Raw genomic sequence first — 20432 nt, 5'->3', positions numbered from 1 at the left:
GGCTCAACCAGCGAGACCCCGCAAGCTCGCGGCTCAACCAACGCCGCTGGTTGAGCCGGTGCGCGCAGCGCGCCGGTCGAAACCCGGTGGGCCGGCCCTCAGAGTCGGCCCGCGCGGTTTCGACCGCTCGCAAGCTCGCGCTCAACCAGCGGAACAGTCGGCCCGTGTGGTTTCGACCGCGCGTTTGGGGGTGTTGTTCCGGGGTCCCGGGCACGTTAGGTTGTGAAAATCAGTGTCGATGGGGGCAGCATCGTCGCTCAGAATGCATGACCGTGCACACCAGTGCACACCACAGGGGGAATTTCATGGCCAAGGCCACCATTCGTCGTCTTCTCGGGGGTGTTCTGGCCGGTGCGGTCGTGACCTCCGCCCTCGTCGGGGGCGTGGCTACCGCAGCCGTCGCCGCCGATTCAACCTGCGCGCCCGTCACCGTGCTCGCGTTCCGCGGCAGCGGCGAGACCAACCTGGTTCCCGCTGTGACGACATCCGCTGGCGCCAACTACGCCTACGCCGGCAGCGACCTCATCACCAACGGCTGGGAAGGCCCCACGCTGCAGCGCCTGATCGGGCAATTCGCTCCCGAGGCAGTTGCCGCCGGCATTCCCGTGCTCGGGGTCGGCGCGCCCGATGCGCCGCACCTCCCCGGATACCCGGCCATCGCCGCCGATCCCACCGAAGTCGCGAGCCTGTCGGCCTCGGCCCAGGCCGGCGCCGTCGCCGCCGAACTGATCATCAAGAAGGCCAAGAGCACCGCTGCCGCCAGCAGCTGCGCCTACGCTCCGCGCTTCATCGCCATCGGCTACTCGCAGGGTGCCCTCGCGGCCCGCGTGCTCGCCCAGCTCAACCCGATCGACGTCGTCGGCGTCGTCACGATCGGCGACCCGACCCAGCAGCCGAACGCGGTCGGCAACGTCGGCACCGGTGCCGCCGGAGACGGCCTGCTGCGGTGGCTCTCCCCGCACTTCGGCGACACGTTCGACGGCGTCTACGCGCAGAACACCGCGACCGCAGCCCTCTGCCACGCGGGCGACCCGGTGTGTGACTTCGGCTGGACCAGCATCTGGCGTGTCGCGACGGGCGCGTATGAGAACCATGCCTACTTTGTCTCCGAGGCCGACCGGGCGCCGACCCTGCAGGCCATGGCGTCGTTGGTCAGTGATGCCCGATTGAATCCTGTCGCCGCCGTGTCACCCGCGCTTGCCCCGACCGTGCAGGCCGCGGCATCCGCTTTGGCGATCGAGGGCGCGCCGACGGTGATCTCGGCCGTCGGATCACAGTCGGCCGACCCGCTCGTGACGTACGAGTTCGACTTCGGCGACGACGTGCAGACCAACCAGACCGGTCTGGCCTTCGCGCCGGTCAGGGCGGCCGGCGAGTACCCCGTAGCGGTGACCGTCACCGACTTGATCGGCCGCAGCACCACGATCACACTTCAGTACACGGTCGCGCCGGCCGCTGCCGCCGTGCCGAAGGCTTCGTTCGCGCAGCCGTCCATCCTCGTCGCCGAGCAGGCGCCGGTCGTGGTCGGAACCAGCCTTCCGCTCGTGCTGCAGGGAGCCCCCGCCGACTCGGCGCTCACCGCGATGCTGGTTCCGACCGTGTCCGCATCGCCATGGGACGCCGAACCCGCCTTCGCGACGCAGCTCGCCGACGGCTGGCAGGCCACCGGCATTGCCGTTCCCGCCACTCTCACGCCGGGCCTGTACTATCTGGTCGTCGGAGCCGAAACCGGCGGCTGGGGCACCACGCTCGTCACGGTGATGCCCGCGCCGACCCCCGATCCGAGCCCCGTCACCGAACCGCCCGTGACCACACCGCCCGCGGCCGCTGGCACCCCCGCGCCGGTGACCCCGGTCACCGTTCCCGCTGCCGGCCAGGCCAGCTCGACCCTGAATGGCCAAGCGGATGCCGTCACCGTCTCCCGCAATGCCGCCAACACTCGAGTGACGCTCACCGGCACCGACTTCTCGCTCACCCTCGGGGGGCTCAACAAGGCCGGCGACGCGATCGTGGTCGGCGCGAACACCGTCCTGGTGCTCGAGCACGACGGATCGGTCACCGTCTCCGCAGACGGCTTCGCTCCGAACTCCGAGGTCGGGGTGTACCTGTTCTCGACCGCCACCTCGGTCGGTACCGCCACCACCACGGCGGCCGGCACGTTCAACCGCACCTTCGCCGTGCCGGCGATCCGGTCGGGCCCGCACACCCTGCAGGTCGTCGGCCTCGCCCCGAACGGCTCGGCCCGGGTGCTCAACCTCGGCGTGCGGGTCGAAGACGCGCCGGCATCCGCTTCGGTGGCCGGCATCCCGGCCCTGGCTGTGGGCGGGGTCAACCCCGGGGGCGCGCTGGGCGCCGCCCTGCTGGTGCTGCTTGTCGGCCTGGGGCTGACCGTCGTGCGGTCGCGCCGGGTCAGCGCCACCGCCTGAGCGCAATCGTGTCGATAAGTGTCAGCTGTGAGCCCGGAACCCCCGTATAGCAGGGTTCCTCCCGCACAGCTGACTCTTATCGACAAGCGGATGCCCCGCCTCCCGCACCGGCGCGACACCCGCCGCGTCCCGAACCAGGCGCACCACCGCGTCCGCGCAGCCCCAGCTCATCGTGACCCCCGAACCGTCGTGTCCGTAGCAGCTGACCACCACGCGCCCGTTCAGGCGGGTGCTCTGCAGCCGCACGGCGCTGCGAAACGGACGCAGACCCACCTTCGCGTTGAGCACCTCGGCTGCGTCCAGGGCCGGCCCGGCCGGTCGCGGCACCCTCTGCGCGGTCATGGCCTAGTTGTTGTCACGGTGCGCGTGCAGGGCGCTCGCAATGATCAGGTCCTGCCAGCCCATGCCGACGCTCTTGAACAGCGCGGGGCCGGAGCGCGGGGCGGCGCCGTTCCGGGCGAGGTCGGACAGGGTGACGAGGTCCAGAGGGTCGATGCCGCCATGCTCGATGCCGATCACCACGTCGCCGGCCTCACGCAGGGCCGTATCGACGTCTTCCACGTAGACCCGGCTGCGCGCGGCGAGCACATCGTCGGTCTCGCGGGCGGCCGGATCGTGCGACCCCATCGCCACGACGACGGCATCGTCGCGCACCAGGGCACCGTCGAACAGGGGCTCGCTGGCACTCGTGCAGCAGATCACGATCTGCGCGTCGGCGACATCGACGGCCGATCCGGCGGCGGCCGTGAAGCCTTCAGCCTGCAGCGTCGCGACCAGCTCGGCGGCGCGCTCGGGTGAGCGCCCGACGATCGTGACGCGCGTCAACGGTCGTACGGCGGCGACGGCGCGTACGTGAAAGAGCGCCTGCGGACCGGTGCCGAAAACCAGCAGCGTGGAGGCATCCGCTGCGGCGAGCAGGTCGACGCCGAGCGCCGAGACCGCCGGCGTGCGCAGCAGGGTGAGGGCGATGCCGTCGATCAGCGCGAGGGGGCTGAGCGTGTGCGAGTCAAAAAGCAGGTAGTTGCCCTGAATGCGGGGCAGATTTTGCGCCGGGTTGTCGGGGGCCACGGTGAGGATCTTCACGCCCGCGTAGTCGCCGAATTCGCCCGGCATCAGCAGAAAACTTCCGCGGTTCAGCGGAATGTTGCCGCGGGCCGGCGCTGCGTGCGGGTCAAGACCCGCACGCAGCGCCGTGGCCAGGGCGAGAACGGCTTCGGCCATCGACAGTCCCTCATGCACCTGCTCCGAGGTGATCAGTGCGACCGGGGCGAGGGTTGACGTTGACATTGTGTTCCGTTCTCTGTGATTCGCGGTGCGTGACTTTTCATACTGAAGGGGGCTGACCCCTGCCGCAGCGATGCTGCGATCGGGTGCTACTCGATCAGGCGCGGTTCGCCGACCTCGGCAGCGGATGCCGGCAGGCCGTGGCTTTCGAGAATCTCGACCATGCCGCCCGTGGGCACCTCGATCAGGGCACGCAGCGCGGTCAGGTCATCGTCGCGCAGCTGCACGACGAAGTACCCCTTATTGCGAATCGGTTCGACGAGTCCTTCCCTGGCCAGATCGATCATCGCTTCGCACCGGAGTGGCCGAGACTCCGAGCATCTCCGCCAGGTTCGGAGCGAAATAGATGCGCACCGGCCGCATTTTGCCGGCAACGAGCGACTCCCGCAGGGCATCGGTGACACGAGCGCGCAGGCTCTCGCTGTGGGCCAGCACCGGCAAACCCGGATGGGTGTCGAACGAAAGGTCATGGTCACCATGATGGGCGCTGCGGCCCAGTTAACGAAAGCACGCCCCGCCTCGCGTACCATTCGACGGAGTTCCAGCCCAACAGCAGTCATTCCCGGCCCTGCCCGCGCCTGTCACCGCCAACATCCGTCGAATGGTACGCGGCCGACGACCGATGGCGGCCTGGCCCGATCGTGTCGATAAGTGACAGTCCTGAGCCCGCGACCCCTCTATAGCGGCCTGCCGCGCTCACAGCTGACTCTTATCGACAGGCAAGCGGATGCCCACCCGAACCCCGCACTGCCGACCTGGCTCGCGTCGATCGCAAATGCTGATGAGAGGCCTAACGTGCCCCTGGCGAGCGTCCCGAAGCCGCAATCGGGCATCGACCAGTAACCCGGGGCATCCGCAGCTAACCGTTAGCCGCATCGCCTGCGGCTCGCCCTATCGCGAAGGCAACATGCCTTCGGCGGCCAAAAGCCGGTGCACGGACTCTCGAACCAATTCACTCTGATTCTTGCCCGTACGTTCGCCAAGCTCTTTGAGCGCGGCGAAGTCCGCATCAGAAATGCGCCCGCGAACCGTCGGAGAACTGCCGCGAGCAGCGGCCGACGTTCCGATTCGAGGCCGGCCGGGGCGCAGCGCGTCAGTGAGTGCGTCCTCGCTGCCGTACTCCCCGATCAGGAGTGCACGCCCTGCCGCGGCCGCCGCGGCTCCCGTGCGCACGTTTCGTGGCTCCGGCAAGGCCCCGAGTGGGTCGCCGAGCCGCTGCGCAATGTCGCTGTAGTCCGGGTCAGACATTGGGATTCTCCTCACGGTAACGGCGCAACTTGGGGCCCAGCAGCATCGCGTGAAAAATCACGGACTCCCGCCCGTCAAGAAAGACATTCACGAGAATTTCAACCTCACGATCAGTCTGCTCGTGCTGTGGCCCGATGAATAGAGTCACAATTCCGTCGTCACGTCCTGCGCCCGGCAATTCTGCCGTGTAGTTCGCGTGCAGAATTGCGTAGATCTGATCGACGCGGTCAACGCCATGCTTGTCGCTTGACGATTCCCAACGTGGCGGCATCGCACAATTCTACCCAGCGGGTCGCACATTGTGTAGCGTGAAATTGTGACCGCTTTTTCACACGTGCAGCCCGCCCGCCCGCCGGATCGTGTCGATAAGTGACAGTCCTGAGCCCGCGACCCCTCTATAGCGGCCTGCCGCGCTCACAGCTGACTCTTATCGACAGGCAAGCGGATGCCCACCCGAACCCCGCCCCGGCAGATGTATAGGGATGAGCGCGGGGTCACCAATGCCATACATCCATCTAGCGCTCGGAATCCTGGGCATCGTCACCATGGAGTTGTTTTCGATCGCAGAATTGAGCAGCTCTCGCGCGACGGGGTTGGAGAGCAGCAGCACGCGGGCGTAGTCGCCGCGATTCATAGTCGAAGGTCAAGAACCAGCGAGACCCCGAGCCGCGACGAAGGAGCGGTCGAAACCAAGCGGGCCGACTCCGTCGCTGGTTGAGCCGCGAGCCTGCGAGCGGTCGAAACCAAGCGGGCTGACTCCGAAGGCCAACCGGCGGAACACGAATTTACCCCCCAAACAAGGCACAAATAACTTAGTGTGGGGACTTACCCGTGACACGCACGATGGGAACCCCGCACCATGGCCGCATCCGTCAGACCCCGCTTTCGCCCCGATATTCAGGGGCTGCGCGCCCTCGCCGTGCTCGCCGTCGTGGCCAACCACCTCTTCGCGTGGCCGGCCGGCGGATTCATCGGCGTCGACGTCTTCTTCGTGATCAGCGGTTTTCTGATCACCGGCCAGTTGTACCGGGAGCACCAGAAGACCGGCCGCATCAGCTTTGCGGACTTCTACCGCCGCCGGGTGCGCCGCATCTTCCCCATCTCGACCGTCGTCATCGTCGTGACCGTGGCGGCATCCTTCGTCGTGTTCCTCTCTGCCCGCGCCCAATCGGTGGGCGTCGACGCCGTGTGGGCGCTGTTCTTCGCCGGCAACTGGCAGTCCGCCGTTCAGGGCACGGACTATTGGGCCGCGACCGGCACCATCTCCCCGCTGCAGCACTACTGGTCGCTCGGCGTAGAGGAGCAGTTCTATCTCGTCTGGCCGATCCTGCTGATCGGTCTACTCTGGCTCAAACGCGGCACGACGGGCATCCTCACCGTGATCGTCGCCCTCACCTTCGTCTACGCGATCTGGGAGACCTTCCAGAACCCCACCTTCGCCTACTTCTCCACCTTCGCCCGCGCCTGGGAGCTCGGCGTCGGCGCCCTGCTCGCCGTCGCCGCGAGCACCCTGCACAGAATCCCCCGAGCCTTGCGCCCGGCACTGGGCTGGCTCGGGTTTCTCGGTATCATCGCGAGCCTCGCTCTGGTCGGCGAATCCGCCGGATTCCCCGCCCCCTGGGCCGCCCTTCCCGTGCTCTCGACCGCCCTCGTCATCGCCGCCGGCACCACCAGAAAGCCCACGGCGCAGCGGCACCTGTTCCCCCTGACCAATCCGGTGAGCGGATACATCGGCAACATTTCGTACTCCCTCTATCTGTGGCATTTTCCCGTCATCGTGCTTCTGGCCGGAGTGCTGCCGGCCGCTTCCCCCTCCTACGTCATCATCTGCCTCATAGGCATGTTCGGCCTCTCGGTGCTCTCGTACCACCTTCTCGAAGACCCCATCCGCAAGTCGACCTGGCTGCAACCGGGAGCCGAAGCCGAGGCCCGGCGCCAGCGCATCCGTGACGAGAAGCGGCGCCGCCCACGCGCGGACACCCCGAGCCGCAAGGCCTACGCGGGAGTGGCGCTGATGACCGTCGCCACCATCACGCTCGCGACGATCGCGCTCGCCCGGCCGCAGGTACCGCCAACGCCCGGCGACCTCACCGCCGCTGTTGCCGTCGTCACCGCGCCCACCGCGCCCACCGCTGCCGACGATGCGGCCCCCGCCGACACCCCCGAATCCGAGCGCAGCGCGCAGATTCTTGCCGCCCTCACCGCGACGGAATTCCCCGACCTCAACCCGGCCGTGAACGATCTCGGCATCCAGAGCTGGCTCGATCAGGTCGCCGCAGACGGATGCGCCGACATCAGCCAGTCCAACGCCGAACGATGCGTCACCGGCCCGGCCGATGGCACCCAGGCCGTCGCGGTACTCGGTGACTCGTTCGCGCTTGCCTGGCTGCCCGGCATCCGGGCCGCACTCGAACCGCTCGGCTACCGCGTGCACTCCTTCGCGCGCGGGCAGTGCCCGGCGGCCACGGTCACCGTGAACCGCGACGGCGGCGCGGCCTACCCTGAATGTGCCGAGCACCGCGACTGGGCGATCGGCGCGATCAACGAGTTGAGCCCCGACCTGGTGATTCTGGCCTCCGCTACCGCGACGACGTTCCGCCTCACCAGCGCGGCTACCGGTCAGGCCGCGATCACCGAGATGCGCGACGGAACCGCCACCACGCTGGCCGCCCTCGCGCCGAGCGAAGCCCGCTTGGCGGTGCTCGCTGCTCCGCCGGCCGGCAAGGTGCTGCAGGCCTGCGTGACCAACTTCGCCGCTCCCCGCGACTGCACCGACGACGTAACGCGCGGCTGGAAGGACCTGCGCACCGCCGAGAGCGACGCCGCCACGGCACAGAACGCGGCCTACATCGACACCCTCGACTGGTTCTGCAACGGCGACCGCTGCCCCGGCTTCGTCGGCACCACCCCCGTGCGAGCGGATGGCTTGCACCTCACCGTGCCCTACGCCGAGTCCCTCGCACCCCTGATCTCGAACGCGCTGGCCGCCCCCGTCGATAGGTGACAGTGGCGAGCCCTGCCCCGTCGCCGGTTGAGCCGCGACGAAGGAGCGGTCGACCCCACGCACGCCAACTTTGAAGGTCGACCCACCAGGTTTCGACCAGCGCGCTACGCGCGCAGGCTCAACCAGCGAGACCCCGCTGGTCGAGGAGCCGGCACGCACTTCGCCGGCGTCTCGAGACCACGCACGCCAACCCCGAAAGCCGACCCACCAGGTTTCGACCAGCGCGCTACGCGCGCAGGCTCAACCAGCGAGCGCTGGTCGAGGAGCCGGCACGCACTTCGCCGGCGTCTCGAGACCTGGTGAGCCGACCCCGAAGGCCGACCCACCAGGTTTCGACCAGCGCGCTACGCGCGCAGGCTCAACCAGCGAGACCCCGCTGGTCGAGGAGCCGGCACGCACTTCGCCGGCGTCTCGAGACCTGGTGAGCCGACTCCGAAGGCCGACCCACCAGGTTTCGACCAGCGCGCTACGCGCGCAGGCTCAACCAGCGCGACCCCGCCGGTCGAGGAGCCGGCACGCACTTCGCCGGCGTCTCGAGACCTGGTGAGCCGACCCCGAAGGCCGGCCCACCAGGTTTCGACCAGCGCGCTACGCGCGCAGGCTCAACCAGCGTCGCTGGTTGAGCCGCGACGTGTTTCGACAGGCTCAACAACCGGCGGTCGAAACCAAGCGGGCCAACCTCGAGACTCTAGGCACGGCGCCCGGCACCCCCAAAACAGGACCGCACCCGGTTCTGGCGCCGCCCGGCCAGTAGCCTTCGCATACACCCGTTTGGTTCGGCCCCTCTGGGGAGAAGCTGCTCACCCTCATCGGTCTGTGCCCACAACAGCCCGGAAATCTACGTTCCGAGGAGTAACCCCATGGCCGGTCGCGTCACGACCAAGCGGTTCCTTCTCGTATCCGCTTCGCTGGTCGCCTGCCTGACGATGGCTGGCTGCATCACCCAGACCGAACCGGACAGGTTCAACGCCTGCCTCGACAAGGTCAGCCTGCAGTTCTCCGCGATCTCCATCGGGTCCGGTGCCGCACCGACCTGCGGACCCACCGAAACCGCGGTCTCCTGGCTGGCCGCGGTCTCGGCAGACGCCGAGCAACCCGCCCAGACCGTGCCGACCGACTCAGCACAAACCGTCACCGGCGACACCGGAGCCACGGGTTCCACCGGCACGACCGGCGCCACTGGCACGGATGGCGCCCCCGGCACCACGGGACCGGCCGGCGACTCCGGCGTTGACGGCAACCCCGGCGCAACGGGCGCCAGCGGAGCGACCGGCACGAACGGCACCACGGGCAACACCGGTTCGACCGGTGCGACTGGCGCTGCCGGTCAGAACGGTACGACCGGCGCACCCGGCGCTACGGGGGCAACCGGAATTGCCGGCACGAACGGGTCCGATGGCACAAACGGCACGAACGGCACTACGGGAGCAACGGGAGCCGTTGGCACGAACGGTACGAACGGTACGAACGGTACGAACGGCACTACGGGAGCAACGGGTGCCGCTGGCACGAACGGGTCCGATGGGACAAGCGGCACGGATGGCACGGATGGCACATCCGGCACCACCGGAACACGGGGTGATGCAGGCACGAACGGCACGAACGGCACGAACGGTTCGGATGGCGCAGATGGATCGGATGGCGCGACCGGAACGACGGGTGCCGCGGGCATGAACGGTTCCAACGGTTCGGACGGCATTGCCGGCGCGACGGGTGCCGCCGGAGCCCAAGGCGCAACGGGTGCCACGGGCGACATGGGCACGGCTGGAACCAATGGCACGAACGGCACGAACGGCACCGATGGAGTAGACGGCACCACGGGCGCGACCGGCGCGACAGGCGCGACAGGCGCCACGGGCACCACCGGTTTCGCGGGGCTTCCGGGCAGAGATGGCACCAGCATCCTGAACGGGTCCGGCCGGCCCGGCGCCGCGATGGGCATCAACGGCGACTTCTACCTCAACATCACGGATTTCATTCTCTACGGCCCCAAGGCCGCGGGATCCTGGTCGGCAACCTCGCAACGCCTCATCGGAGCTGAGGGGCCGATCGGACCCATGGGCCCGCAGGGTGCGGCCGGAACGGCCGGTGCCCCCGGCCTCGCCGGCGCGGCGGGGTCCACGGGAGCGCAAGGCACCTCGGGGTCCACGGGAGCGCAAGGCGCCTCGGGGTCTACAGGACAGCCAGGCGCGCAGGGAGCACCGGGGGCCACAGGGCCACAGGGAGAACCAGGGGTCACAGGCGCCCAGGGCCTGACCGGCCTGACCGGCGCGGCGGGGCCCGCGGGGCCCGCCGGTGGGGCATCCGTCGTCGACTCGAACCCGAACGACCTCATCTACCGCATGAAAATCGGCGTGAACCCGGTCGTGCAGGTCGCCGGCTTCACCCAGGAGATCACCCAGCAAGGCAGCCTTCACCAGGGTGGCGGCGCCGGCAAGGCCACCTTCGGCGACATCTCAGTGACCCTGCCGATGAACTCGCAGATCGTCACCCAGATGACCCCTCTCGCTAAGGGCACCCACGTGCCCACGGCATCCGTGGAAATGTGCCGGCCCGGCGAGGTCACCGGCCGCTGCATCCTCGAACTGGCCCTGACCGAGGTGATGGTCGTCGGTATCGACGTGCACCAGGACCCGACGCAGGCCACAGCGACCCTGCGCCTGAACTTCGCCCGCGAGAAGATGTCGATTCTTGCCGGAACGCCGCAGGTCGTCACCTACGACTGGGACATCGTGCAGAATGCGATGGTCGCCACGAGCGGCTCGTCCATAGCCACGGCGACCGGGGGCACCACGTACACGACGACCCTGCCCGGGGGCTCGGTGCTCAGCACCCTCAGCTGGAGCCAGAGCTCCACCCAACTGGGCAACACCCGGTCGGGCGTGGGCGGCGGCGCCGGCAAGGCGGAGTTCGCCGACGTCCTCGCCGACACCCGCACCGGCCCCGCGACCATCGCTCTGCTGCGCGCGGTCGCCAGCGGCGAGGTGCTGCCCACCGTGGAGCTGGCCGGTTGCGAGATCTCCAACTGCGCCACCACCACCCTGCTCAGCAACGCCCAGGTCACCAAACTCGTGCTCGGATCCCCCACCCTCTACGACCAGGTGCAATTCACCTACGGCGCCATCACCTGGAAGCGCAACGACGACGCGCGCATCTTCAGCCAAAACCAGATCTTCTCCTACAACATCGCCCAAAACGTAGCGCAGTAGCTCTCCACCACATCGCTTTCAGAAGCGGATGCGCGGGTCGGCAATCAGGTGCGCTGCGGATGCCCCGGCCCGCGCCGAACTGGGCTCCGCGCCTGATCGGCACCCCGGCCGCCGTGGCCTGTCGATAAAAGACAGCTGTGAGCGCGCAACCCCTCTATAGCGGCCTTCCTCGCTCACAGCTGTCACTTATCGACAAGCGGATGCCCCCGCGCACCCTGCCGAAGCACGCATCCGACGACGGATGCCCCGCCCGGCGAGCCGCACCCGCTCTGCTGGGCACAGAGGCCGGAGCCTCCAGTCAGATGGTCGTGGGTTACCGCCTCGAAAGGCGGCCCATCCACAGCTGAGCGCTCGGAGGCCCCGGCACGGTGATCATACGCCGACCGCTCTCTTCTCGCGCCGTCGCCTGTCGATAAAAGACAGCTGTGAGCGCGCAACACCCGTATAGCGGCCTTCCTCGCTCACAGCTGTCACTTATCGACAAGCGGATGCCCCGGCGCACCTTCGTCACGCGAGCGCAGTTTCCACACTGCGCTCGCGAATTCTGCTGTGCATAACTCTTCTGAAGCAGGCGAGCGTGCCACCATGCCGGCATGCCTTACATGTACATCCTCGAATGCGCCGACGGCTCCTTCTACGTTGGCAGTACCTGGGACATCGACCGTCGCCTCTGGCAACACAATTCGGGCGAGGGCGGCGCCGCGTACACGAAACGCCGACGCCCGGTGAAGCTCGTCTACCTCGAAGAGTGTCCTCGAATAGCGGATGCCTACGCCCGCGAGAAACAAATCCAGGGCTGGAATCGCGCCAAACGCATCGCCCTGATCGAGGGCAGATTCGACGACCTCCCCGCCCTCAGTATCCGCCGCAGCAGAATCCCACCGCCAGCCGACCCGTCCTCCCCCAACCCCCTCGCTGGTTGAGCCGCGACGAAGGAGCGGTCGAAACCTGGTGAGCCGACCCACCAGGTCTCGACCAGCGCGGCCCCGCTGGTCGAGGAGCCGGCACGCACTTCGCCGGCGTCTCGAGACCTGGTGAGCCGACTCCGAAGGCCGGCCCACCAGGTTTCGACCAGCGCGCTTCGCGCGCAGGCTCAACCAGCGACCCCCCATCGCTGGTTGAGCAGCGACGAAGGAGCGGTCGAAACCCCGCAGGCCAAGCCCGAAGGCCGGCCCACCAGGTTTCGACCAGCGCGCTACGCGCGCCGGCTCAACCAGCGAGGCCCCCGCTGGTCGAGGAGCCGGCACGCACTTCGCCGGCGTCTCGAGACCGAGCGAGCGAACTCCGAGGGCCAGCCCACCAGGTTTCGACCAGCGCGCTACGCGCGCCGGCTCAACCAGCGAGGCCCCCGCTGGTCGAGGAGCCGGCACGCACTTCGCCGGCGTCTCGAGACCTGGTGAGCCAACCCCGAAGGCCAGCCCACCAGGTTTCGACCCACGCGCTACGCGCGCCGGCTCAACCGGCGGGAACCCCGCCGGCGCAGCTGTTCAGTCGGCTTCGGGGCGTCGCGCAGCCACGGCCGACCAGGCCCGGGCCGTGTCGGAGGGCGAGTCGTAATCGTCGGCGAGGGCGGCATCCGCTGCGACCCAGGAGTCGTCGACGAAGGCCAGCGTGCGCACGTAGAGGCGCTCATTGACATCATTTGCATACACCGAGGCGAGCCGGGCACGCCAGTTCTGCACGACATCGCTGCTCTGCACAAGGCGCCCCACCACCGCGCCGGCAACGCAGAGCGACGCCACATCGATGGTGGCACCCGACTGTTCGAACGCGAGCAAAGCCGACTCCAGTAGCGACGCGGCCTCCGGGGCGTTTCCGCGCCGGGCAGCGACGATGCCGCGCGCACCCGCGACCTGGGCCAGACCGATCGTGGAGTCGAGGGCGGCGTTGGCCGCCGCCGCTAGGTCGAGGGTGGCGTCGACATCCGCGTGATCGAGGAGCGCTTCTACGCGGGCTCGGTGCCGCAGCGCGCGGGCCAGTTCGAGATCTCGCTCGCCGGAGCGGGCGGCGGCTTCGGCCAGAATGAAGTGCTCGCGGGCCGCCACGAACTGCCCCTGCCAATACGCGATGTGGCCGAGCAGATCATTGCGCTCATCGGTGACCGGCCACGCCGCGGCGAGCTCACGACCGCGCTTGAGCGAGCCCGATCGAGACGCCAGCAAAATCTCCAGCTTGGCCCGGCGACGGATGATCACCGGAGTCGAGTCACGGATGGTCGCCATGATCTCGGCCGAGCGCGAGAGGTCTCCGGCCAGCAAGATGCGGCGGGCATCGGCGACCGCATGGGTGTCCACCAACCAGTCCGGCGCGTTCGGCGGCGGCGGGCCGATCGTGGGAGCTTCGGCGTTCTCCAACGTGACGACCGAGCGCAGAACCTGGCTGAAATAGCGGCTCGCGAGCCCGAGCTCGGCGGCGAAGAGGCGCCCCGCGCACCCGGCCGTGTTCGCCGCGAAGATGAGCTCCGCCGTGCGCGCGGGCAGCACCGCCCCATTCTGCTCGAGCGCAACCACGAACTTGACGCCCTGATCGAGGCGCGCATTGTCGTGCAGGGTGCGCGCGGCCCCCGTGGGCAGGCTGCTCTCGACGATGAGTTCTGCCGCCGTCGCCAGCGCAGCATCGACCTGCGACGGCGACCAGCTCAGCGTCGAGTTGCTGCGTGACGCCCGCACCAGGTCGGTGACCGAGGGCCGCAACCGGTACGGCAGCCAGTCCGATGTGGTCGACTCGACAAAATGCCGGCGCACAAACCGCACAATCTGGCTCGGCCCGGCCTGCGGCACGAGCTCACCGAGCAGGGGTTCCCCGAAGGCCGGCACCAGGGAAGCCGCCACGAGCAGATCCTGCTCGATCGTCGTCAGCCCCCGAAAGACCCGCTGGTAGACCTGGGCGACCCCGCCGCGGGCGCTGTCCGCGGTCAATGGCGCGGCGCCGCTGAGCGCGCTCTGCCAGAGATCGATAATGGCGTCCAGGTAGTCCGGATGCCCGCCACTCTGCTCGATGAGGGCATGCAGCACGGTCGGCTCGATCGGGGCGGCCGCGGTCGCGCCCACGACAAAAGTCCGGCTGTCGTTGTACGACAGCGCGCCCAGCAGGTGCTGGTTGGTCTCACCCGATTCTGAGAGCACCAGGCTGGGCCACTGCAGAGCGCCGGTCCGACTCAGGTAGCGCGCGGAGTCGCCCTCCCCCCACTGCAGCCGGTCACGTCCGGTGACGACAAAGAGCATGTTCGGCATCAGGTAAACCCACTGGCTCAGTACGTCTTCGAGGCACCCGCGCGTCAGGGCGTCGGCCTGCACGTCTTCCCAGGAGTCAAAGAAGACGACGACCGCGGCGCTCTCGACCGGTGCCGCCCGCTGCACCTGATGCAGATCCCAGGCGAGAAAATGCGGCAGGAACAGGCGCAGATCCAGCATGTTCTCTTCGGTCAGGGCCTCCGCCAGATGCGGACAATCCTTCAGCGCGCGGCTACTCGACAGATTCTGAGAGACGGATGCCGCCACCCGTTTGGTCAGCCGAAAGACCGTGCCGACTCCGCCGAAAGTACTCACATCGGCGGCCGTGCTGATGATGTCGGTCGCGGCGTCCTGAATGATCGACCCCAGATCCAGCGACTGCCCCGCGCGATTGGTGAAGGACGAGGGGGCCAGATACGCGGTGAGCGGCTGACCGGGGTGCGTTTCAGACCAGTAGTAGGCGAAGGCCAAGTCGAAGGCGGGGGCCTTGATCCCGGCATGGGCGAGCGTAGCCCGCAACGCCAACAGGATCGATTCGGGGTCCCGAGCGGACGTCGAGGACAGGTCGTACCGCAGGGTGACGGGCACCGCTCCTGTTCGCTCAGGCGCACTGTCCCCACGACGCAGCGCCAAGCTCTCGAGGTGTTTCGAGAGGGCCGATTTGCCGATGCCGCCATGCCCGTAGAAAGAGAGGATGTTTCTTCTCGGACCGGAAAGGTTCGTCACCAGGTCCGGGCGCGACAGCTCGATCTGCACCCGGTGCATCGCGTCGAAGAACGCTTCCGCCTCACTCACCCGGTTCGTGAAGACCCGCTGGGCCTGCACGGGCGATCCTCCCGCATTGAGCAAATCCTTCAGCGCCATGCTTACCCCCAGATTGTGATCATACAGACTCAAGAATGCCCGCTGGCGCCGCCGGTTGAGCCGCGACGTGTTTCGACAGGCTCAACCAGCGAGACACCCTCGCTGGTTGAGCCGCGACGTGTTTCGACAGGCTCAACAACCGGCGGTCGAAACCTGGTGGGCCGAGTCTGAAGGCCGCCCCACCAGGTTTCGACCAGCGCGCTTCGCGCGCAGGCTCAACCAGCGCCCCCCTCGCTGGTCGAGGAGCCGGCACGCACTTCGCCGGCGTCTCGAGACCCGGTGGGCCAACCCCGAGGGCCGACCCACTAGGTTTCGACCAGCGCGCTGCGCGCGCAGGCTCAACCAGCGGCGCCCCGCCCCCGCTGGTCGAGGAGCCGGCACGCACTTCGCCGGCGTCTCGAGACCCGGTGGGCCAACCCCGAGGGCCGACCCACCAGGTTTCGACCAGCGCGCTACGCGCGCAGGCTCAACCAGCGGCGCCCCCTCGCTGGTTGAGCCGCGACGTGTTTCGACAGGCTCAACAACCGGCGGTCGAAACCTGGCGGGCCGAGTCCGAGGGCCGGCCCGCCGGGTTTCGACCAGCGCGCTGCGCGCGCAGGCTCAACCAGCGACACCCCCTCGCTGGTTGAGCCGCGACGAAGGAGCGGTCGAAACCAAGCGGGCCAACCCCGAGGGCCGGCCCACTTGGTTTCGACCAACGAGGTGGTTGCTGCGGGGCTGGACGCTACTCGCGGAGGGCGTTGGCGTCATCGCAGTATCACGCCACCGTCGACGGAGTACTCTCGTCGAGGCCGATGGCTGCAGTCCAGCCGGCCTCGGCCAGCTTTGAGACGTCGAGCACCGGGCTTTGAGGTGCCCCACTCCGTCGTGCCGGTAAACCCGACAACGCGGGCGATCTGACGGATCGTCACGCCGGTGCCGGTGCCCACGTTGACCTGCTCGGGGCCATCATAGTGGTCCGTGAGGTGCACACGGCGGCTATATCGTCAACGTGCACTCGCGACGCGGCGTTCCAGTCCCCCAGTTCGTGGCCGACTCAGCCCCGAGCGCGCCGTTTCGTCAGAGCGACGAATCGGTGACGGCGCCACAATCGCCACTTCGACGACGGATGCCCCACCGACGGCACTTGCGCCCCTGCAACTCCCGAAGTCCCATGTCCACAGAGAGCATCGGCAGCAGCATCCAGGCGGCTAGTGACTCCCAAACGAAATAGTGCGAATCGCCACCACACGGTGCGCATCGCCAGACGGTGAGGTTTTGAACGCTTCGTTGAACTGGTAATCGATGCGGCCCGCGCCGGAAACCTCGTAGTGGTAAGTACGCGACCAGTTCGGGCCCATCGACTTGCCCGCCTTCCCCTTCAGAATGGTGATCTGCGCAATTGGGTCGCGTTGGCCGGGGTTGTGCGAGACATGGTCCCAAAATTGCTGTGCCTGCTGGAGTCCTACCCGTGCGGCCAGTTCTGCCCAATGGTCTCGGAACTGGCGGTGAACGAGCACTCGGAAGCGAGGAGCATCCGTGGGAGAGCCGCCTGGGCGCCGTGCCGCCACGAAAGGTCGATACGCGGCAGGCTCCGGCTCGGAGTTCACTCGGGCGCCTGTGCGTCCTCGAAATCACTCTCACGAAAGTGATCCAGCAGTACAGCCTTTCGCAGAGGATCCTCCAGTTGTCGTGCCGTCATTCTCCAATCGCTCACCAGTTCGACGATCACGTCCGTGTCCTGGTCCGCCAGCCCCGCGATGAGGGCACCATGAAGTTCGTCGGCAAGCGTGTGAAGATCTTCACTGTCGAAAACACGAAGCCAGGCGAGGTCCCCCAATTCAGCAACGGATGCGGGCGCCGCCCGGGTGGCCATCACTGCGATTCGCTGTTGCACCTGGGACCAGTGGGCAAACTGGTCGAGCACGTTGAGATCGCGCTCGGGGAGCATGATGAGGGTCATCCCATCTTTGTCTCGAAGCCGAGCCCGACCAGATCGAGCCGCGTGAATGAATTGGGTACGTTTGGCGCCAGCGAGGTCACTGGACTGAAAAGTCTCGTGTTCCATGCGTCGAACCTAGCAGAATCATAGTTATGATCGTTGTTAACTTTTTGGGCAAGATATTAGCGACAATCCTCCCTCTCCCGCAGAGTCACCGCCCTGCGGCACCAGCAGTGCGTCACCGAACACCGAATCCGACAAGCGGATGCCCCCCTCGCGGGTTGAGCCGCGACGTGTTTCGACAGGCTCAACAACCGACGGTCGAAACCGAGCGGGCCAACTCCGAAGGCCGGCCCACCAGGTTTCGACCGGCGCGCTTTGCGCGCAGGCTCAACCAGCGAGACGCCGCTGGTTGAGCCGCGACGAAGGAGCGGTCGAAACTTGGTGAGCCAACTCCGAAGGCCGGCCCACCAGGTTTCGACCGGCGCGCTATGCGCGCAGGCTCAACCAGCGAGACGCCGCTGGTTGAGCCGCGACGTGTTTCGACAGGCTCAACAACCGACGGTCGAAACCGAGCGGGCCAACTCCGAGAGCCGGCTCACCGGGTTTCGACCGGCGCGCTTTGCGCGCCGGCTCAACCAGCGAAACGCCGCTGGTTGAGCCGCGACGAAGGAGCGGTCGAAACCAAGTGAGCCAACTCCGAAGGCCGGCCCACCGGTCGACCGGCGCGCTACGCGCGCCGGCTCAACCAGCGAGACCCCCCTCGCCGGTTGAGCCGCGACGTGTTTCGACAGGCTCAACAACCGACGGTCGAAACCGAGTGGGCCAACTCCGAAGGCCGGCCCACCAGGTTTCGACCGGCGCGCTTTGCGCGCCGGCTCAACCAGCGGGATGGTGGAGGGGGCTACTGCCGGAGGCCTCGCGGTAGTTCTTGGTGATCCAGTAGCTGTAGGCCTTCGCGGCGCCGTAGGGCGAGCGTGGGTAGAACGGGGTGACCTCGTTCTGCGGCGGCGGAGTCGTGCCGAACATCTCCGACGTCGACGCCTGGTAGAAGCGCGTGGCGCCGGGACTACGCCCGATGCTGCGCGCGGTCCCCGGCGGCGAGGTGCTGCCTGGCTGACTGCGAGACCTCCCCTGCGGATCCACCGTCAGCGGCGACGCGACCCAGTCACTGCTTGTGCGAACGCGACGTTCCCGGCTCAAACCCCACGCTCATAGATGGTCACGACACGATCGGTCAGATTATCTACGTCTTCTGTGGTGATGTTTATTGCCGAGGAACCTCCACGAAGAACTCGAATCAGCTCCTGTTCGGGCCAGAACATAGCCTTGATCGCGGGCAGGTTATGGCCCTGCGCCCGGGTGTACTCACGGGCAGCGGCGGAGAAGTCATGAGCGGGGTGCCGGCGCACATACATCGCTTCAATGTCAACGTCGCCCAGACGCATGACGGTCGGGTCCAGGTAGCTGCCGAATACCCGAAGCCGGTTAACAGTAAAGAGATGTCGCGGCTCGGCGTTGTACTCCCGTGCACGTTCCACAATCTGCACGACGTGGCGTTCGGCCGTCGCGCGAGTGATCGGTTTGCCAAAACTCGCCTGAGCGAGCGCGCTGCCCTGCGTCGTCAGCATCCAGGCCGTGCGCCCCTCACAGACCGCGCCGGAGCTCTGCAAGAACCCTGCATCGGCGAGAGCCTGAAGCACGGTCTCAGCATCCGTCACGCCGTTAGCCGCCAAAATATCATCGCTCGCGGCCGGATCCGCCCACTCAGAGTCAAACCGTCGCAGCACATCGCGTGCGACCGGCGCCGGCAGGCCAACGAACAGATCTGTTTTCTCAACTCGCATAATCAAGCCCCCTCGACACATCAGCACGTTCGCCAATTATGGCAGCGGCTCCTCGCCGAGATTGGCACAACCCAGGCGCGGTGTCCGCCTGGTTGCACCTCGGCGAGATTGAGGCAGCGGATGTTGACACTCCCGCTTTCGACAAGGGCTTGCTGCGAGGTTCCCTGCCGAAGCTTCTCGCGGCTCGAAGCGGAATGCTCCCGGGATCAACCACCGCTGGTTGAGCCAGCGCGCAAAGCGCGCTGGTCGAAACCACGCAAGCCGACCTCGAGACCATAGATCGGCCCACGGCACGCCACGGCTGCAGAACGCAGCCCACGGTGCTTCCAAGCCTTCGTGCCCCCAAATTCAGCTACCACGCGCCATAGCCGCCTGGTACAGAATGATTGCATGACGGGTAAATACAAAGTCCACCTCGAAAGCAGCAGCGGCTTTTACCCGTGCGGTATTTCCAACCCGCACCTGACCTCGGGCGACCCCGATGAGGTGACCTGCCACCTCTGCCATACCCGTGCGGTGTGGAAGGCCGATCCCGAGAACCAACGTCTGCTAGCCGAGGGCAACGCCTTTCTCGAGTGGTACAACACTCCGGACTGACAGCAGCTTTGACTGCGCCCCCTACCCAACGCCACCCCCGCGCCGGTACTCTCACCCCATGCCCCCGCCCGACGACACCGAAGTCGCCGCCTCACACCACCAGGCCGCGCCGCCCACCTGCCCCGAATGCGAACTCCCCCTCGAAGAAGTCACCCACTCCTACACCTGGGAATGGGCCTGCATCAACGACCTCTGCGCCCGCCGCTTCTGCGCCACCTTCGAGGAACTCACCCACCCCGACCTGCTCATCATCCTCGGCCAGCCGGACTGCTACCGCTGCCACCAACGCCGCACCATGACGCAAGTCGGCAACCAGGTGCGCTTCACCTGTCCCAACCCCCGCTGCAACGAACTCGTGCGCCTCATCGGCGCCAAGGCCGCCCAAGCCACCAAAGCCCGCGCCGCCGCCCTCAACAAGCCACCCGACAATTCCACATCCCCGCCACCGACCGAGCCCGCCCTGCCACTCAACGCCCCTCCCCCGCTTTCACTGGTCGAGCCGCGCGATTCGACGACCCCCGTCACCGCAAGCGGTCGAAACCAAACGCCCCACCGCGACGAGCCGCACGCCCGCCCGCGGCACCTGCACGCCGTCCCCCCGCTGCCGACCGTATAATCCGCAACGCAGACGACGGATGCCCCAGCCACCACCAACGACGCCCTCAACCCCCACAGCCCCATCGCCAGCGACAGCGACAGCGACAGCGACAGCGACAGCGACAGCGACAGCACCTTGCACCGAATCGCTCGGCAGCAACCGAGTCTGCCGAGCTGACAATTGCCATCAACGGCCCGACCC

At 67.5% G+C, this 20432-nt stretch carries 14 protein-coding genes and 2 pseudogenes; 6 read left to right on the top strand and 10 right to left on the bottom strand.

Features of this window, described 5'->3' with window-relative positions; all coding sequences use genetic code 11:
- The first annotated feature begins 305 nt into the window (after nucleotides 1–305).
- A complete protein-coding gene (locus tag E3T55_RS18865) occupies nucleotides 306–2426 on the top strand; it encodes a PKD domain-containing protein (protein ID WP_166791841.1) in 2121 nt (706 codons plus the stop codon).
- A gap of 345 nt (nucleotides 2427–2771) precedes the next feature.
- On the opposite strand, the gene E3T55_RS18860 is transcribed toward E3T55_RS18865, so the two are convergent.
- From E3T55_RS18860 to E3T55_RS18845, 4 genes are all read right to left on the bottom strand, one after another.
- On the bottom strand, nucleotides 2772–3713 hold the full coding sequence (locus E3T55_RS18860) for an ornithine cyclodeaminase family protein (RefSeq protein ID WP_134521079.1): 942 nt from the start codon (nucleotides 3711–3713) through the stop codon (nucleotides 2772–2774).
- Between the two features lie 86 nt (nucleotides 3714–3799).
- On the bottom strand, nucleotides 3800–3997 hold the full coding sequence (locus E3T55_RS18855; RefSeq protein WP_134521078.1) for a hypothetical protein: 198 nt from the start codon (nucleotides 3995–3997) through the stop codon (nucleotides 3800–3802).
- 604 nt (nucleotides 3998–4601) lie between these two features.
- A complete protein-coding gene (locus tag E3T55_RS18850) occupies nucleotides 4602–4958 on the bottom strand; it encodes a ribbon-helix-helix domain-containing protein (protein ID WP_134521077.1) in 357 nt (118 codons plus the stop codon).
- Nucleotides 4951–5229 (bottom strand): hypothetical protein, encoded by a 279-nt coding sequence (locus E3T55_RS18845; protein WP_134521076.1) that lies wholly within the window; start codon nucleotides 5227–5229, stop codon nucleotides 4951–4953. Before E3T55_RS18845 ends, E3T55_RS18850 begins: the two co-directional genes overlap by 8 nt.
- A gap of 588 nt (nucleotides 5230–5817) precedes the next feature.
- Between E3T55_RS18845 and E3T55_RS18840 the strand changes: the two genes are divergently transcribed.
- The 3 genes from E3T55_RS18840 (at nucleotide 5818) to E3T55_RS18820 (ending at nucleotide 12094) form a co-directional block, all read left to right on the top strand.
- Nucleotides 5818–7962, top strand: a complete 2145-nt coding sequence (locus E3T55_RS18840) for an acyltransferase family protein (protein WP_134521075.1) — start codon at nucleotides 5818–5820, stop codon at nucleotides 7960–7962.
- A gap of 860 nt (nucleotides 7963–8822) precedes the next feature.
- Nucleotides 8823–11171, top strand: a complete 2349-nt coding sequence (locus E3T55_RS21045) for a type VI secretion system tube protein Hcp (RefSeq protein ID WP_198418609.1) — start codon at nucleotides 8823–8825, stop codon at nucleotides 11169–11171.
- A gap of 593 nt (nucleotides 11172–11764) precedes the next feature.
- The gene (locus E3T55_RS18820) at nucleotides 11765–12094 is read left to right on the top strand and encodes a GIY-YIG nuclease family protein (RefSeq protein ID WP_134521074.1); all 330 of its coding nucleotides are present in this window, start codon (nucleotides 11765–11767) and stop codon (nucleotides 12092–12094) included.
- A gap of 564 nt (nucleotides 12095–12658) precedes the next feature.
- On the opposite strand, the gene E3T55_RS18815 is transcribed toward E3T55_RS18820, so the two are convergent.
- The 6 genes and pseudogenes from E3T55_RS18815 to E3T55_RS18790 form a co-directional block, all read right to left on the bottom strand.
- On the bottom strand, nucleotides 12659–15268 hold the full coding sequence (locus E3T55_RS18815; RefSeq protein WP_134521073.1) for a hypothetical protein: 2610 nt from the start codon (nucleotides 15266–15268) through the stop codon (nucleotides 12659–12661).
- Between the two features lie 757 nt (nucleotides 15269–16025).
- Nucleotides 16026–16356 (bottom strand): annotated as a pseudogene (locus E3T55_RS21245) (Rossmann-fold NAD(P)-binding domain-containing protein); the annotation flags it as partial.
- A gap of 102 nt (nucleotides 16357–16458) precedes the next feature.
- On the bottom strand, nucleotides 16459–16767 hold the full coding sequence (locus E3T55_RS18805; protein ID WP_134521072.1) for a hypothetical protein: 309 nt from the start codon (nucleotides 16765–16767) through the stop codon (nucleotides 16459–16461).
- Nucleotides 16768–16853: 86 nt separating this feature from the next.
- Nucleotides 16854–17210, bottom strand: a complete 357-nt coding sequence (locus E3T55_RS18800) for a hypothetical protein (protein ID WP_134521071.1) — start codon at nucleotides 17208–17210, stop codon at nucleotides 16854–16856.
- A gap of 888 nt (nucleotides 17211–18098) precedes the next feature.
- Nucleotides 18099–18296 (bottom strand): annotated as a pseudogene (locus E3T55_RS20980) (GDP-mannose 4,6-dehydratase); the annotation flags it as partial.
- Nucleotides 18297–18388: 92 nt separating this feature from the next.
- Nucleotides 18389–19072 carry a hypothetical protein gene (locus E3T55_RS18790; protein ID WP_134521070.1) on the bottom strand — a complete coding sequence of 228 codons (684 nt, stop codon included), beginning with the start codon at nucleotides 19070–19072 and terminating at the stop codon, nucleotides 18389–18391.
- Nucleotides 19073–19426: 354 nt separating this feature from the next.
- Between E3T55_RS18790 and E3T55_RS18785 the strand changes: the two genes are divergently transcribed.
- Together E3T55_RS18785 and E3T55_RS18780 are read left to right on the top strand one after the other, a co-directional pair.
- Nucleotides 19427–19633, top strand: coding sequence for a hypothetical protein (locus E3T55_RS18785; protein WP_134521069.1), 207 nt, complete (start codon nucleotides 19427–19429; stop codon nucleotides 19631–19633).
- 58 nt (nucleotides 19634–19691) lie between these two features.
- Nucleotides 19692–20249 (top strand): hypothetical protein, encoded by a 558-nt coding sequence (locus E3T55_RS18780; RefSeq protein WP_134521068.1) that lies wholly within the window; start codon nucleotides 19692–19694, stop codon nucleotides 20247–20249.
- The last annotated feature ends 183 nt before the right edge of the window (nucleotides 20250–20432 follow it).

The organism is Cryobacterium frigoriphilum, assembly GCF_004403305.1.
Lineage (GTDB): Bacteria > Actinomycetota > Actinomycetes > Actinomycetales > Microbacteriaceae > Cryobacterium > Cryobacterium frigoriphilum.
The sequence above is the reverse complement of the archived record's forward strand: the minus strand, read 5'-3'. Positions and strand labels throughout refer to the sequence as shown.

Excerpts from the sequence above, each read along its gene's own strand:
- E3T55_RS18855 (WP_134521078.1), bottom strand. The coding sequence starts at position 3,997 with ATGATCGATCTGGCCAGGGAAGGACTCGTCGAACCGATTCGCAATAAG.
- E3T55_RS18780 (WP_134521068.1), top strand. The coding sequence starts at position 19,692 with ATGCCCCCGCCCGACGACACCGAAGTCGCCGCCTCACACCACCAGGCC.
- E3T55_RS18845 (WP_134521076.1), bottom strand. The coding sequence starts at position 5,229 with ATGCCGCCACGTTGGGAATCGTCAAGCGACAAGCATGGCGTTGACCGC.
- E3T55_RS18820 (WP_134521074.1), top strand. The coding sequence starts at position 11,765 with ATGCCTTACATGTACATCCTCGAATGCGCCGACGGCTCCTTCTACGTT.
- E3T55_RS18840 (WP_134521075.1), top strand. The coding sequence starts at position 5,818 with ATGGCCGCATCCGTCAGACCCCGCTTTCGCCCCGATATTCAGGGGCTG.
- E3T55_RS18800 (WP_134521071.1), bottom strand. The coding sequence starts at position 17,210 with ATGACCCTCATCATGCTCCCCGAGCGCGATCTCAACGTGCTCGACCAG.
- E3T55_RS21045 (WP_198418609.1), top strand. The coding sequence starts at position 8,823 with ATGGCCGGTCGCGTCACGACCAAGCGGTTCCTTCTCGTATCCGCTTCG.
- E3T55_RS18850 (WP_134521077.1), bottom strand. The coding sequence starts at position 4,958 with ATGTCTGACCCGGACTACAGCGACATTGCGCAGCGGCTCGGCGACCCA.
- E3T55_RS18865 (WP_166791841.1), top strand. The coding sequence starts at position 306 with ATGGCCAAGGCCACCATTCGTCGTCTTCTCGGGGGTGTTCTGGCCGGT.
- E3T55_RS18815 (WP_134521073.1), bottom strand. The coding sequence starts at position 15,268 with ATGGCGCTGAAGGATTTGCTCAATGCGGGAGGATCGCCCGTGCAGGCC.
- E3T55_RS18860 (WP_134521079.1), bottom strand. The coding sequence starts at position 3,713 with ATGTCAACGTCAACCCTCGCCCCGGTCGCACTGATCACCTCGGAGCAG.
- E3T55_RS18785 (WP_134521069.1), top strand. The coding sequence starts at position 19,427 with ATGACGGGTAAATACAAAGTCCACCTCGAAAGCAGCAGCGGCTTTTAC.